The organism is Kocuria sp. LUK, assembly GCF_021012935.1.
In the GTDB taxonomy this organism is placed as follows: domain Bacteria; phylum Actinomycetota; class Actinomycetes; order Actinomycetales; family Micrococcaceae; genus Kocuria; species Kocuria flava.
Genome location: NZ_JAJMZI010000001.1, coordinates 99,008 through 113,050 on the forward strand (window position 1 = coordinate 99,008; position 14,043 = coordinate 113,050).

Consider the following 14,043-nt stretch of genomic DNA (forward strand, 5'->3'; position numbering starts at 1 on the left):
GGGGCGGACCCTCCCGCGGCCCTGTGCGCCCGGGTGCGGCGCCCACGTCCTAGGATGGAGCGCATGTCCCGACCCCACGTGCGCCTGCTCGGCCAAGGCATCCGGTACCTGACCACCCTGCGCGGGGGAGGCTCCGCCTTCCCCGGACTCGTGATGGAGAAGCTGCACCCCGGGTTCGTCGCCGAGGAGCTCGCGAAGCTGCCCCACGGGGTCGTGGTCGTCAGCGGCACCAACGGCAAGACCACCACCACCAAGATGGCCGTGCAGCTGCTGCGCGCCCAGGGCCTGAAGGTCTTCACCAACCGCACCGGCTCCAACTTCGTGCGCGGGGTGGCCGCGGCCCTGCTGGGGGAGATGAGCCTCACCGGCCGGCTCGACGCCGACATCGCCGTCCTCGAGCTCGACGAGGCCCACGCCGTGCACTTCGTCCGGCAGGTCGAACCCCGGTACGCCCTGCTGCTCAACGTTATGCGCGACCAGCTCGACCGCTTCGGCGAGATCGACACCACCCGCCGGATGCTCGCCCGGATCGCCGCCGCCACCACCGGAACGGTCGTGCTCAACCGCGAGGACCCCCGCATCGCCTCCCTCGCCGAGCACGTCCCCGAGGGCACCGGGATCCGCTGGTTCGGCCTCTCCGCCGCCCTGCGCCCCCTGTTCCCCTCCGACGACGACATGCGCTCCGCCGGCGGGCCCGAGGCCGGCGCCGACCACGAGGACGAGCTCGTCCCCCGCCCGGCCGCCGCCGTGGAGCTGAGCTCCTTCGAGGCCAACCGGGTGCGGCTGCTCGTCGAGGGCCGGCCCGTCGAGACCACGGTCGACCTCTACGGCGTCTACAACATCTACAACGCCGCCGCCGCGCTCGCCCTCGCGCTCGCGGTCGCCGGCCCCGACGCCGACCGGCCCGCGCTGCTGGCCGAGCTCTCCCGCGTGACCCCCGCCTTCGGCCGCGGCGAGACCATCGAGGTCGGCGGGCGCCCGCTGCAGCTGCTGCTCGTGAAGAACCCCGCCGGGTTCCGGCTCTCCCTGGCCTCGGCCCGCCCCGGGGACTACGCCACGATGATCACCATCAACGACGAGTACGCCGACGGCCGCGACGTCTCCTGGCTGTGGGACGTCGACTTCCACTCCCTGCGCGAGGGCGGGGTCGACGTCGTCGCCGGCACGCGCGCCTGGGACATGGCCCTGCGCCTGGACCACGACGAGGTGCCCGTGCGCGAGGTCGTGCCCGGCCTCGGCGACGCCCTGCGCCGCTTCGTGGCCGGGGCCGGGGACCGCCCCATGCGCGTGTTCTGCACCTACACCTCCATGCTCGAGCTGCGCCGGGAGCTCTCCCGCGTGGCCGAGGTCGCCGAGATCTGAGCGGAGCCCCCCCCATGACCGACCGCAGCATCCACCTCGTCCAGCTCTACCCGAGGGACATGAACATCTACGGGGACTGGGGCAACACCCTCGCCCTCAAGCGCCGGCTCGAGCGCTACGGCTACGCCGTGCGGCTGAGCGACCACGACCCCGGGGACCCCTTCCCGGCCGACGCCGACCTGCTCGTGGGCGGCGGCGGGCAGGACTCCGGGCAGTTCCGCGTCCAGGAGGACCTGCAGCGCATCGCCCCCGAGCTGCGCGCCATGGCCGCCGACGGCGTGCCCCTGCTCGCGATCTGCGGGCTCTACCAGCTCCTCGGCCACGAGTTCCGCACGGCTTCCGGGGAGGTGCTGCCCGGCATCGGCCTGCTCGACGCCACCACCGCGGCCGGGCCCACCCGGCTGATCGGCAACATCGTCCTGGAGTCCCCGGAGTTCGGCACCGTCGTCGGCTACGAGAACCACTCGGGGCTCACCCGCCTCGGCCCCGGCCAGGACCCGCTGGGACGGGTGGTCAAGGGCGCCGGCAACAACGGCGAGGACGGCACCGAGGGCGCCCGCGTCCACCACGTGGTCGCCTCCTACCTGCACGGGTCCCTGCTGCCGAAGAACCCGGCCGTGGCCGACCACCTCATCCGCGCCGCCGTCGAGCGCCGGCACGGGAGCTTCGACGCCGAGCCCCTCGACGACACCCTTGCCGAGCGCGCCCGCGAGGCCGCGATCGCCCGTCCCCGCTGAGCCACCGGCCGGGGGCGGGCGCACCCGGTAGAATGGTCCACGACTTTCCCGGGCCGCCCCCGGCGCGTCCCCGGGGCGCAGCCGCCGCGGGGGCGCGCCCCCACCGCAGGACTTCCCGAGGAGGAACGCATGTCCGGACACTCCAAGTGGGCGACCACCAAGCACAAGAAGGCCGTGATCGACGCCCGTCGCGCCAAGGCCTTCGCCAAGTACATCAAGGGCATCGAGGTCGCCGCCCGCATGGGCGGGCCCGACACCGCCGGCAACCCGGCGCTCGAGCTGGCCGTGACCAAGGCCAAGAAGAACTCCGTGCCCAACGACAACATCGACCGGGCGATCAAGCGCGGCGCCGGCCTGACCGGCGAGACGATCAACTACGACGAGATCCTCTACGAGGCCCGCGGCCCCCAGGGCACCGCCCTCTACATCGAGTGCCTCACCGACAACAAGAACCGCGCGGCCTCCGAGGTGCGCGTGGCCGTCACCCGCAACGGCGGCACCATGGCCGACTCCGGGTCCGTGGCCTTCCTCTTCGAGCGCAAGGGCGTCGTCGAGGTCGCGAAGAAGGACGGGCTCACCGAGGACGACGTCCTCGTGGCCGTCCTCGACGCCGGCGCCGAGGAGGTGATCGAGGGCGAGGAGGAGTTCGAGGTCGTCTCCGAGGCCACCGACCTGCCCGCGATCCGCACCGCCCTCGACGAGGCCGGGCTCGAGTACAACAACGACGACCCCCAGTTCCGCCCGTCCATGAAGGTCGAGCTCGACGAGGACGGCGCCCGCAAGTTCCTGCGCCTGGCCGACGCCGTCGAGGAGCTCGACGACGTGCAGAACGTCTACTCCAACGCCGAGATCCCGGCCGAGGTCCTCGCCCGGCTCGAGGACGAGGACTGAGCACGCAGGGCCAGCGCATCCTCGGGGTCGACCCCGGGCTGACCCGGTGCGGGTTCGGCCTCGTGCAGGTGCGCGGGGACCGCACCGCCACGCTCGTGGAGGTCGGCGTCGCCGGGACCCAGGCCGCCGAGCCCCTCGACAGGCGCATCCTGCGGATCTGGGAGGCCACCGACGAGTGGATCCTGCGGCACCGCCCCGACGCCCTGGCCCTCGAGCGGGTCTTCGCCCAGGCCAGCGTGCACACCGTGATCGGCACCGCCCACGCCTCCGGGGCCGTGATCGCCGCGGCCGCCCGCCACGGGGTGCCCGTCGCCTGGCACACCCCCTCGGAGGTCAAGGCCGCCGTGACGGGCGACGGCCGGGCCGACAAGGCCTCGGTCGCGCGCATGGTCGTGCGGATCCTGCGCCTGGCCGAGGCCCCGCGCCCGGCCGACGCCGCCGACGCCCTGGCCATCGCCATCTGCCACGGCTGGCGCGGGGGCGGCACCGGCCTCGACGCCACCGCCGGCACCGAGACCCACCAGGGCGCCCGGCCCGTGGCCACCCGCCGCTCCGCCATGACCCCCGCCCAGCGGGCGTGGGCGGAGGCGGAGGCCCGGGCCCGGCGCGGCCGGACCGGCTGAGCCCGCCCCCGGCCGGTGCGGCCGGGACCGTGGTCGGGCCGGCTGAGCCCGCGGCCGGGCCGGTGCGGGGCGTCGGCCCGCCCTGCTACAGTGGCCGTCGACCCGCATTCGTAGATCCGTTCGAATCGTCCGCGCCCGGCCGGGCGCGCCGGCAGGGGACCACGGGAAGGAGCCGCGCGGTGATCGCGTCCATCACGGGAGAGGTCGAGCACGTCGGCCTCACCACCGCCGTCGTCTCCGTGGGCGGCTTCGGCGTCCAGGTCCACGCCACCGCCGAGACGCTCGCGGGCCTGCGGGTCGGGCGCCAGGTGCGCCTGGACACCGCCTGGGTCGCCCGCAAGGACGAGTCCCCGCTGCTCTTCGGCTTCCGGGCCCCCGCCGAGCGGGAGGTCTTCGAGACCATGCTCGGCGTCAGCGGCGTCGGCCCCCGCACCGCCCTGGCCGTGCTCGCGGTGCTCGGCCCCGACGACGTCCACCGGGCCATCGCCGAGGGCGACGCCAAGGCCTTCACCCGGGTCCCCGGCATCGGGCCCAAGGGGGCCCGGCGGATCGTGCTCGAGCTCGCCGACAAGCTCGTGGTCCCCGAGCGCCCCGCCGAGCCCGCCCCCGCCCCGGTGGAGCCGTGGCGCGCGCAGGTGCTCGAGGCGCTCGTGGGGCTGGGCTGGAGCGAGAAGGACGCCGCCCGCGGGGTCGCCGACGCCCTCGACGGCCGTGAGGAGCTCGCCGCCTCCGGCGACGTCCCGCTCATCCTGCGCACCGTGCTCGGCTGGCTCGGCGCCGCCAAGGCCGGCACCCGCACCGCCGACCGGGGGGTGTGAGCGTGGCACGGGAGGACGGCGCCGCCGTGAACGCCCGGGACCGGCTGGTCTCCGCGACCGACGAGCCCGACGAGAAGCAGCTGGAGTCGGCGCTGCGCCCGGGGAACCTCGACGAGTTCGTCGGCCAGAAGCGCGTGCGCCAGCAGCTCTCCCTCGTGCTGGAGGCCTCCCGCCTGCGCGGGCGCTCCGCCGACCACGTGCTGCTGTCCGGGCCCCCGGGCCTGGGCAAGACCACCCTCGCGATGATCATCGCCGAGGAGATGGGCGCGCCCCTGCGGATCTCCTCCGGCCCGGCCATCCAGCACGCCGGTGACCTCGCCGCGATCCTGTCCTCCCTGACCGAGGGCGAGGTGCTGTTCCTCGACGAGATCCACCGGATGTCCCGGCCCGCCGAGGAGATGCTCTACATGGCGATGGAGGACTTCCGCGTCGACATCGTCGTGGGCAAGGGCGCCGGGGCGACCTCCATCCCGCTGGACCTGCCCCCGTTCACCCTCGTGGGGGCCACGACCCGGGCGGGGCTGCTGCCGGGCCCGCTGCGCGACCGCTTCGGCTTCACCGGCCACCTCGAGTTCTACTCCGTCGAGGAGCTCGAGCTCGTGCTGCGCCGCTCCGCCGGGCTGATGGACCTCGCCATGACCGCCGAGGGCTTCGCCGAGGTCGCCTCCCGCTCCCGCGGCACCCCCCGCATCGCCAACCGGCTGCTGCGCCGGGTGCGCGACTGGGCGCTCGTGCACGGCGTCGAGCGGATCGACGCCCGCGCCGCCTCGACCGCCCTGGACATGTACGAGGTCGACGCCCGCGGCCTCGACCGGCTGGACCGCTCCGTGCTCACGGCGCTCGTGACGAAGTTCAACGGCGGGCCCGTCGGGCTGTCGACCCTCGCGATCGCGGTGGGGGAGGAGACCGAGACCGTCGAGACCGTCGCCGAGCCCTACCTCGTGCGGGAGGGGCTGCTCGGGCGCACCCCGCGCGGGCGGATCGCCATGGCCGCCGCGTGGGAGCACCTCGGGCTGCCCGCCCCGGAGCACGCCGCCTACCGGGACCCCGCGCTGCGCGCCGCCCTCGGCGGCCCCGCCGAGGACGACGCCACCCTGTTCGAGGACTGATCTCCCGGGCCCCGCCCAGGGGGATCCCCTACCATGGGACGGAAAACCCGCTCCCGATCGAACGGACGTCCGTGACCTCGCACCTGATCGCCCAGTCCCTCGCCGCCCAGGCGGCCCAGCCCCAGGGCGGCGGTGGCTCCTGGCTGCTGCCCCTCATGCTCGTGGCCTTCGTGCTGCTGCTGTGGCTGCCGATGCGCCGGCAGAAGAAGGCCATGGCGCAGATGAAGCAGAAGCAGTCGACCATGGGCCCCGGCACCGAGGTCATGACGAGCTTCGGGCTCTACGGCACCGTCGTCGAGATCGACCGGGACGCGAACAAGGCCGTCCTCGAGATCGCCCCCGGCACGGCCGTGACCGTCCACCTCCAGGCCCTCACCACCGTCGTCGAGGAGGAGGCCCCCGCCGGGGACGAGGTTCCCGCCGAGGGCACGGCCCCGGAGACCGCCGGCGGGCTGCCCGCCGGCGCCGGCCCGCTCGAGACCCCCTCCGCCGAGGACCGTCCCGGCTCCTCCGCCGCGGGCCCCGACGGCGAGACCCCGCGCGAGCCCGGGCAGCGCACCGACTGACCCCCGCGGGACCACGGGCCGGCCACTGGCCGGCCCGTTCCCATGAGCAGGCCCGCCCCCACGGCCGACGCGCGAGAAGGAACACCATGGCACAGACCCCACCCCCACCCTCCGGCGACCCCGGGCCCGACCCCGCCCGCCCGGCCCCGCCCCCCGGCACGAGGACCCGGACCCTCTCCGGGCCCCGTGCCGCCGTCGGCGGGGCGCGCCGGGCCCTGCTGGGGCTGCTCGTGCTGCTGGCCCTGCTGGGCGGGCTGCTCGCCTGGGGCGCCGGCACGGACCGCACCGGCTGGGGGCCGAAGCTCGCCCTCGACCTCGAGGGCGGCACGCAGATGATCCTGTCCCCGACCCTGCAGGGCGAGGACACCGGCCAGGAGATCAGCCCCGAGCAGCTCGACCAGGCGGTGGAGATCATCCGCCAGCGCGTCGACGGCAGCGGCGTGGCCGAGGCCGAGATCGCCACCCAGTCCGGGGACAACATCGTGGTCTCCATGCCCGGCACGCCCTCGGCCGAGACCCGCGAGCTGATCCAGGCCTCGGCCGAGATGGCCTTCCGCCCCGTGCTCACCACCGCCCCCGCCGAGGCCGTGCCCGCGGACCAGCGCACCCCCGAGGACGAGCTGCCCGAGCCCGAGGGCGAGCCCGCGGACTCCTCCGACCCGAACTGGATCACCCCCGAGCTCTACCAGCGCTTCGAGGCCACCGACTGCACCGCACCGCTGCCGCCGGAGGAGCGCGAGCAGCAGCCGGCCGACGCGCCGGTCGTGGCCTGCGAGCCCGAGACCGGCACCAAGTACCTGCTGGGCCCGGTCGAGATCCAGGGCACCGGCATCGCCGACGCCTCCTACGGCACCGCCTCCAACGCCCAGGGCGTGTCCCTGAACCAGTTCGCCGTGAACCTCCAGTTCGGCCCCGAGGCCACCGACCGGTTCCGGGCGCTGTCCGAGCGCCTCTACGGCATCGGCCAGTCGACCCCCGGGGACCCGCGCAGCCAGTTCGCGATCCTGCTCGACGGCCAGGTGGTCTCCGCCCCGTCCATGAACGCCGTGATCGCCGACGGCCAGGCCCAGATCACGGGCAGCTTCACGGAGGAGCAGGCCCGCTTCCTCGCCGAGCAGCTCAAGTACGGCGCCCTGCCGGTGAGCTTCGAGATCCAGTCCGAGCAGCAGATCTCCGCGACCCTCGGCTCCGACCAGCTGCGGATGGGCATCCTCGCCGGGATCATCGGGCTCGTGCTCGTGTGCGTCTACTCGCTGTTCCAGTACCGGCTCCTGGGCCTGGTCACGATCAGCTCCCTCGTGGTCGCGGGCGTGCTCACCTGGCTGGCGATCACCCTGCTGGGCTGGTCGGCCAACTACCGGCTCTCCCTCGCCGGGGTGGCCGGGCTGATCGTGGCCATCGGTCAGACCGCGGACTCGTTCATCGTCTACTTCGAGCGCATCCGCGACGAGATCCGCTCCGGGCGCTCGATCCCCGCCGCCGTCGACCACGGCTGGCAGCGGGCCCGCCAGACCGTGCTGGCCTCCAAGGCCGTGAACCTGCTGGCGGCGCTCGTGCTCTACTTCGTGGCCGTCGGCAACGTCCGCGGCTTCGCCTTCACCCTGGGCCTGACCGCGATCGCCGACCTGCTCGTCGTCTTCCTCTTCACCCACCCGGTCATGGTCCTGCTGGCCCGCACCGGCTACTTCGGCCGCGGCGGGAAGCACTCGGGGCTGAGCCCGGAGGCCCTGGACGCCGTGCCCCTCTACCGCGGCGCCGGCCGGCTGCGCGAGCCGGGGACCGGCCACGACGGGCTGACCATCGCCGAGCGCCGCCGCCGCGCCGCCCAGCAGGCCGCCGCGCCGGCCGACGGGCAGGACCCGGACGAGGGCGCCCCGCCGGCCGAGGACCGCCGGCCCGGCGGCAGCACCCCGGTCGGCGCGCCGTCGTCGTCCGCCCCCCGCACCCCCGAGGAGAACGCCTGATGTCCCGCTTCGCCGACTTCGGCAACGCCCTGCACAGCGGGCGGAAGTCCTACCCGTTCGTCGCGCGGGCCCGCCTGTGGCTGGCTGTCACCGGCGTGCTCGTGCTGCTGTCCCTGCTCGTGCCCGTCGTCAAGGGCGGGTTCAACCTCGGCATCGAGTTCACCGGCGGCTCCGAGTTCACCGTCTCCGCCGTCGGGGACGCCGACGTCGCCACCGGCCAGCGGGCCGTGGCCGAGTCCTCCGACGCCGAGGAGGTCCGGGTCACCGCCATCGCCCCGGGCACCGTGCGCGTGCAGACCGAGCAGCTCGACGACGACGAGACCCTCGCCGTGAAGGACGCCCTCGTCGAGGCCTACGGCGTGACCGGCGACGAGGTCACCTCCACGTTCGTCGGCCCCACCTGGGGCGCGGGCGTGACGAACCAGGCCCTGCGCGGGCTCGTCGTCTTCGTCGCCCTCGCCACGGTGCTCATGGCCCTGTACTTCCGCACCTGGAAGATGTCCGTCTCGGCGATCGCCGGGATGCTCGCCAGCGTCGCGATCACCGCCGGGGTGTACTCGCTCGTGGGCTTCGAGGTCACCCCCTCGGCCGTGATCGGCTTCCTCACCGTGCTCAGCTACTCCCTCTACGACTCGGTCGTCGTCTTCGACAAGGTCCGGGAGAACACCGAGGGCATGCTCGACGGCACGGCTCCGCCCGACCGGGCCGCGACCCGCTTCTCCGACCAGGTCAACCTCGCGATCAACCAGACGCTGGTGCGCTCGATCAACACCTCCGTGGTCGGGATCCTGCCCGTGGGCTCGATCCTGTTCATCGGCTGGCTCGTCCTGGGCGCCGGCACGCTCAAGGACCTGTCCCTGTCCCTGTTCGTCGGCATCATCGTCGGCACCGTGGCCACCCTGTTCGTGGCCGGGCCGCTCTACGCGCTGCTGCGCGCCCGGGAGCCCGCGGTGCGCGCGCAGGAGGCCGGGGCGGCGGCCCCGCCCGAGACCGCCAACGCCTCCCTCGCGGGGCTCGACGAGGAGAACCCCGCGCCCGGGCGTGCCGCCGAGGGGAGCGCGGCGGTCTAGACTGGGTCCACCGTGGGCGGGGGCACCGCAGCACCCGCCGCGCACCAGCACACGTCAGCACCACGTCAGCTCGGCACGGGGGCGGCGGCCGTACGGCCGCCGCCCCGCGTGCATCACCGGGAAGGAGCCACGGGGATGGCCAGCACCGACGACGGCGCCCCCGCAGGCCAGGGGACCGCGCCTCCACCACCGCCCCGGCGGTCGGACACGGCCGGGACGCACTACGTGCTGCCCGCCTCCCGGCCCCTCCTGGGCCGTTCCGTGTTCCCGGGCCGCAGCGACCGCACCCGCTCCTCCCTGTCCTACCTCGCGGGCCGGCCCATGGACCACTCGCCGATCCTCGAGCCGCTGCTGCACACCGTGCGCGCGACCCACCCCGAGGAGGACCTCGAGGTCCTCGAGCGTGCCTTCAAGGTCGCCGAGAAGTGCCACGAGGGCCAGAAGCGCAAGAGCGGGGACCCCTACATCACCCACCCGGTCGCGGTCACCACGATCCTCGCCGAGCTGGGCATGACCGGGGCGACCCTCGTGGCCGCGCTGCTGCACGACACCGTCGAGGACACCGACTACACCCTCGAGCAGCTGCGGGCGGAGTTCGGCGAGGAGGTCGCCGCGCTCGTCGACGGCGTGACCAAGCTGGACAAGGTCAAGTACGGGGACGCCGCCCAGGCCGAGACCGTGCGCAAGATGATCGTGGCCATGGCCAAGGACATCCGGGTGCTCGTGATCAAGCTGGCCGACCGGCTGCACAACGCCCGCACCTGGCGCTTCGTGCCCCCGGCGTCCTCGGCCAAGAAGGCGCGGGAGACCCTGGAGATCTTCGCGCCCCTGGCCCACCGGCTGGGCATGAACACCATCAAGTGGGAGCTCGAGGACCTCGCCTTCGCGGCGCTCTACCCCAAGGTCTACGAGGAGATCGTGCGCATGGTGGGGGAGCGCCAGCCCCAGCGCGAGCGGTCCCTGGCCGCGATCCGGGAGCGGATCGCCGAGGACCTCTCCGAGGCCGGGATCGAGGCGACCATCACCGGCCGGCCCAAGCACTACTACTCGATCTACCAGAAGATGATCGTGCGCGGGAAGGACTTCGACGAGATCCACGACCTGCAGGCCGTGCGGGTCCTGGTGAACACGGTGCGCGAGTGCTACGCGGCGCTGGGCGCCCTGCACGCGCGGTGGCGGCCCCTGCCGGGGCGGTTCAAGGACTACATCGCCATGCCGAAGTTCAACATGTACCAGTCCCTGCACACCACGGTGATCGGCCCCGACGGGCGGCCCGTGGAGATCCAGATCCGCACCCACGAGATGCACCGGCGCGCCGAGTACGGCGTGGCCGCCCACTGGAAGTACAAGGACCAGGTCAACCAGGCGAACTCCGCGACCCCCCGCGCCCGCGAGGGCGACCTCGACTGGCTGCGCTCCCTGGTCTCGTGGCAGGAGGAGACCCAGGACTCCTCCGAGTTCCTCGACTCCCTGCGCTACCAGATCAACACCTCCGAGGTCTACGTCTTCACCCCCAAGGGCGAGGTCATGGCCCTGCCCGCGGGCTCGACCCCGGTGGACTTCGCCTACGCCGTGCACACCGAGGTCGGGCACAAGACGATCGGCGCGCGCGTCAACGGCAAGCTCGTGCCGCTGTCCTCGGCGCTCCAGCACGGGGACTGGGTCGAGGTGCTGACCTCCAAGTCGGAGCACGCCGGGCCCTCCCAGGACTGGCTGAAGTTCGTCCGCTCCCCGCGGGCCCGCAACAAGATCCGCCAGTGGTTCTCCAAGGAGCGGCGCGAGGAGGCGATCGAGAAGGGCAAGGACGCGCTCACCCGCGCCCTGCGCAAGCACCACCTGCCGCTGCAGCGGACCCTGACCTCCGAGTCGCTGCTGGCGGTCGCCCAGGACTTCCACCGCACCGACATCAGCGCCCTGTACGAGGCCATCGGCTCCGACCAGGTCAGTGCCCAGGACGTCGTGGAGAAGATCGTGGGCAACCTCGGCGGGGCCGACGGCGCCGAGGAGGACTTCGCCGAGACCACGGTCGCCACCCACCCGGTGCGCCCGCGCGTGTCGGACTCCGGGGTGGTCGTCAAGGGCGCCTCCGACGTCTACGTCAAGCTCGCCCGGTGCTGCACCCCCGTCCCGCCCGACGAGATCATGGGCTTCGTCACCCGCGGGGCCGGGATCTCGGTGCACCGGCGGGACTGCGCCAACATGCTCGCACTGACCTCCCGGGAGCGCGTCGTGGACGTCGAGTGGGCCCCCACCCAGTCCAGCGTCTTCCTCGTCGAGATCCAGGTCGAGGCCCTCGACCGCAAGTCCCTGCTCTCCGACGTCACGCGGGTGCTGTCGGAGAACCACGTCAACATCCTCTCCGCCTCCGTGCACACCTCGAAGTCGCGGCTGGCGATCTCCCGGTTCGCCTTCGAGATGGGCGACCCCCGCTACCTCGACCACGTGCTCAACCAGGTGCGGCGCATCGACGGGGTCTACGACGTCTACCGCACCTCGGGGCACCGCCCGATCTCGGAGCCGGCGGGCCGCTGACCGGCCGCTCCCCGGCGTGCGGCGGCCCTGCTGCGGCTCACGGGAGCGGGCGGCCGACGGCCCGGGCCGCCCGGCGCACCCGCAGCAGGGCCGCCCGCCGCCCCGGGAGCCGGCCGAAGCTGCGCAGCGCCGTGGCCACGAGCGCCGGCGGGCAGTGCAGGTGCGGGGCCTGCAGCAGCCGCTCCAGGGCCGCCGTGCCCTCCGGCCCGGGCACGTGCAGGGCCAGGTCCACGGCGGTGCGCAGCGGGGTGGTCACCTGCACCGGGCCCGCGGTGTGGACGTCGTAGCCGCCGAGCGTCACCTGGTGCAGGGCCAGGCCCTCGGGCACGGGGCTCATCGTGGTCCGCCGCAGCTTGTCCAGCAGCACGGGCAGCACGGCCGGCGGGGCGGCGCAGTCGTAGAACCAGGCCGCCGACAGACGCCCGAGCACCCCGCGGCGCAGCAGGTGCGGGGGCAGCTGCGCCTCGAGGGCGGCGAGCTTCACGGCCCGGGTCACCGGCCGCCCGCGCAGTGCGTGGGCCTCCAGCACCACGGGCACGAGCACGCCGTCGGCCACCAGCGCCCGCAGCTCGACCCGGCCGAAGGGCCGGCCCGGCAGGAACAGGTCCCCGGGACGGGGCAGCGGTGCGGGCCCCGGCGCGTCCCGGCCGGTGGGGTCCGGCCCGGGCGCGTCCCGGCCGGACCGGTCCCCGCCCGGGAGGGCCGGACGGGGACGGGCGGGGCGGTCCGGGACGCCCCGGTGCGGGCCGGGCGGCGGGTGCGGGAGCGCGGACATGCGCCCAGCCTGCCGCCGGGCCCCGGGCGCGGGGAAGGCCCCGTCCCCGGGCTGTGGACAGCGCGGGGACGGGGCCCTCGGGGCCGGTCCTGCCGGCGGGGCTCAGCGCAGGTCGGCGGCGGAGCGGCGCAGGGTCTCGAGCCACTGCCGGCTGGTCGCCAGCTCATCCTCCAGCTTCGCGGCGCGCCGGGCGTCCCCGGCCTCGCGCGCCCGGGCCAGGGACGCCTCCTGGTCCTCGATCTTGGCCTCGAGCTGGCTGAGCATCGAGTTCGAGCGGGCCTTCGTCTCCGGGTTGGTCCGCTGCCACTTCTCGTCCTCGACCCGGCGCACGGCGTCCTCGACCTCGCGCAGCTCGGCCTCGACGCGGCGCAGGTGGGCGCGGGGGACCTTGCCCGCCTGCTCCCACCGGTCGAGGATCTCGCCGAGGGTCCGCTTCGCGGCCTTGAGGTCGGTGACGGGCAGGAGGGCCCTCGCCTCGGCGAGCAGCTGCTCCTTGACCGCGAGGTTGGCCTCGAACTCCGCGTCGAGCTGCGCGTTGGCGGCCTTGCGCGCGTCGAAGAACCGGTCCTGGGCGGCCCGGAACCGCGCCCACAGGGCGTCGTCGTCCTTCTTGGAGGCCCGCTTCGCCTGCTTCCACCGGTCCATCAGCCGCCGGTACTCGGCGGCGGTGGGACCCCAGTCGGTGGAGCCCGAGAGCGCCTCGGCCTCGGCGATGAGGGCCTCCTTGGCCTTCTTCGCCTCGGCGTTGTCGGCGTCCAGCTGCGAGAAGAACGCCCGGCGGTGCTTGTCGAAGGTCGTGCGGGCGGTGCGGAACCGCTTCCACAGGGCGTCCTCGGCGGACTTGCCCAGGCGCACGCCCGACTTCTGGTGGGCCTTCCACTGGTCGAACAGCTCCGCCATCCGGCCCGAGGCCTGCTTCCACTGGATCCGCTGCGGGTCCTGGGCGGCGATCCTCTCCGCCTCGGCCACGATCGCCTCGCGCGCGGCGACGTTCTGGGCGCGCTCGGCCTCGTGGGCGGCGCGCTCGGCGGCCTCCAGCTCGCGGATGGCCGGGCGCAGCGCCTCCAGCCGGGCCTCGAGCGCGCGCAGGTCCCCGACCATGGCCCGCTGGGCGACCTGCTCGGCGAGGTGGTCGACGGTGCGCGTCATGTCCGCGGAGGGCGCCTTCGCGGCCACGCGCTGTTCGAGCAGCGCGACCTGGGCCTCGACGTCCTCGTACTTGCGGGCGAAGTAGCCCAGGGCCTCGTCCTCGGTCGCGTCCGGGTACTGCCCGCAGAGGATCTCCTCGCCGTCCACGAGCACGTGCACGTGGCCGTCCTCGGTGACCCGCCCGAAGGGGCGGGCCCGCTCCAGGGTCCCGGGGGAGGCCAGCGCCGGGGCGGGGGCCGACGACGCAGCGGCGGCCGGTCCGGGCGCCGCTCCCGCTGCCGCCGCGGGCCCTGCCGCCGCCGGACGGGCCGCGGGGGCCGGCTTCGGGCCGGGCGCGGGCCGGACCGCCGAGGGGCCGGGCGCGGGGCGCGGTCCCGGGGCGGGGGTGGGGCGGGGCGTGGGCTGGTCGTCGGACTCGAGACGTTCGGTCACCGCTGGAACTCTTTC

General features: G+C 74.5%; 12 protein-coding genes. 10 read left to right on the plus strand and 2 right to left on the minus strand.

Annotated elements, in window-relative coordinates; genetic code table 11:
* The first annotated feature begins 54 nt into the window (after nucleotides 1-54).
* From LQU92_RS00470 to LQU92_RS00515, 10 genes are all read left to right on the plus strand, one after another.
* Nucleotides 55-1,362, plus strand: a complete 1,308-nt coding sequence (locus LQU92_RS00470) for a Mur ligase family protein (protein ID WP_230659695.1) — start codon at nucleotides 55-57, stop codon at nucleotides 1,360-1,362.
* 14 nt (nucleotides 1,363-1,376) lie between these two features.
* The gene (locus LQU92_RS00475; protein WP_101852215.1) at nucleotides 1,377-2,099 is read left to right on the plus strand and encodes a type 1 glutamine amidotransferase; all 723 of its coding nucleotides are present in this window, start codon (nucleotides 1,377-1,379) and stop codon (nucleotides 2,097-2,099) included.
* Nucleotides 2,100-2,228: 129 nt separating this feature from the next.
* Nucleotides 2,229-2,990 (plus strand): YebC/PmpR family DNA-binding transcriptional regulator, encoded by a 762-nt coding sequence (locus LQU92_RS00480; protein WP_058858947.1) that lies wholly within the window; start codon nucleotides 2,229-2,231, stop codon nucleotides 2,988-2,990.
* Nucleotides 2,987-3,613, plus strand: a complete 627-nt coding sequence (gene ruvC / locus LQU92_RS00485) for a crossover junction endodeoxyribonuclease RuvC (RefSeq protein WP_255666960.1) — start codon at nucleotides 2,987-2,989, stop codon at nucleotides 3,611-3,613. The genes LQU92_RS00480 and ruvC overlap by 4 nt, the downstream gene beginning before the upstream one ends.
* A gap of 179 nt (nucleotides 3,614-3,792) precedes the next feature.
* A complete protein-coding gene (gene ruvA / locus LQU92_RS00490) occupies nucleotides 3,793-4,431 on the plus strand; it encodes a Holliday junction branch migration protein RuvA (protein WP_101852216.1) in 639 nt (212 codons plus the stop codon).
* Between the two features lie 26 nt (nucleotides 4,432-4,457).
* Nucleotides 4,458-5,540 (plus strand): Holliday junction branch migration DNA helicase RuvB, encoded by a 1,083-nt coding sequence (gene ruvB, locus LQU92_RS00495; RefSeq protein ID WP_230659701.1) that lies wholly within the window; start codon nucleotides 4,458-4,460, stop codon nucleotides 5,538-5,540.
* Between the two features lie 71 nt (nucleotides 5,541-5,611).
* Nucleotides 5,612-6,106, plus strand: a complete 495-nt coding sequence (yajC, locus tag LQU92_RS00500; RefSeq protein ID WP_230659704.1) for a preprotein translocase subunit YajC — start codon at nucleotides 5,612-5,614, stop codon at nucleotides 6,104-6,106.
* A gap of 86 nt (nucleotides 6,107-6,192) precedes the next feature.
* Nucleotides 6,193-8,070, plus strand: a complete 1,878-nt coding sequence (gene secD / locus LQU92_RS00505) for a protein translocase subunit SecD (protein WP_101852219.1) — start codon at nucleotides 6,193-6,195, stop codon at nucleotides 8,068-8,070.
* Nucleotides 8,070-9,140: a protein translocase subunit SecF gene (secF, locus tag LQU92_RS00510; protein WP_230659707.1), complete on the plus strand. Its 1,071-nt coding sequence runs from the start codon at nucleotides 8,070-8,072 to the stop codon at nucleotides 9,138-9,140. Before secD ends, secF begins: the two co-directional genes overlap by 1 nt.
* A 135-nt stretch (nucleotides 9,141-9,275) precedes the next feature.
* Complete coding sequence (locus LQU92_RS00515; protein WP_230659710.1) at nucleotides 9,276-11,672, plus strand: bifunctional (p)ppGpp synthetase/guanosine-3',5'-bis(diphosphate) 3'-pyrophosphohydrolase; 2,397 nt, start codon at nucleotides 9,276-9,278, stop codon at nucleotides 11,670-11,672.
* Between the two features lie 37 nt (nucleotides 11,673-11,709).
* Here the strand turns inward: LQU92_RS00515 and LQU92_RS00520 are convergent, their stop codons facing one another.
* Together LQU92_RS00520 and LQU92_RS00525 are read right to left on the minus strand one after the other, a co-directional pair.
* On the minus strand, nucleotides 11,710-12,447 hold the full coding sequence (locus LQU92_RS00520; protein WP_230659714.1) for a hypothetical protein: 738 nt from the start codon (nucleotides 12,445-12,447) through the stop codon (nucleotides 11,710-11,712).
* Nucleotides 12,448-12,549: 102 nt separating this feature from the next.
* Complete coding sequence (locus LQU92_RS00525) at nucleotides 12,550-14,028, minus strand: DUF349 domain-containing protein (protein ID WP_230659717.1); 1,479 nt, start codon at nucleotides 14,026-14,028, stop codon at nucleotides 12,550-12,552.
* Between the last annotated feature and the right edge of the window lie 15 nt (nucleotides 14,029-14,043).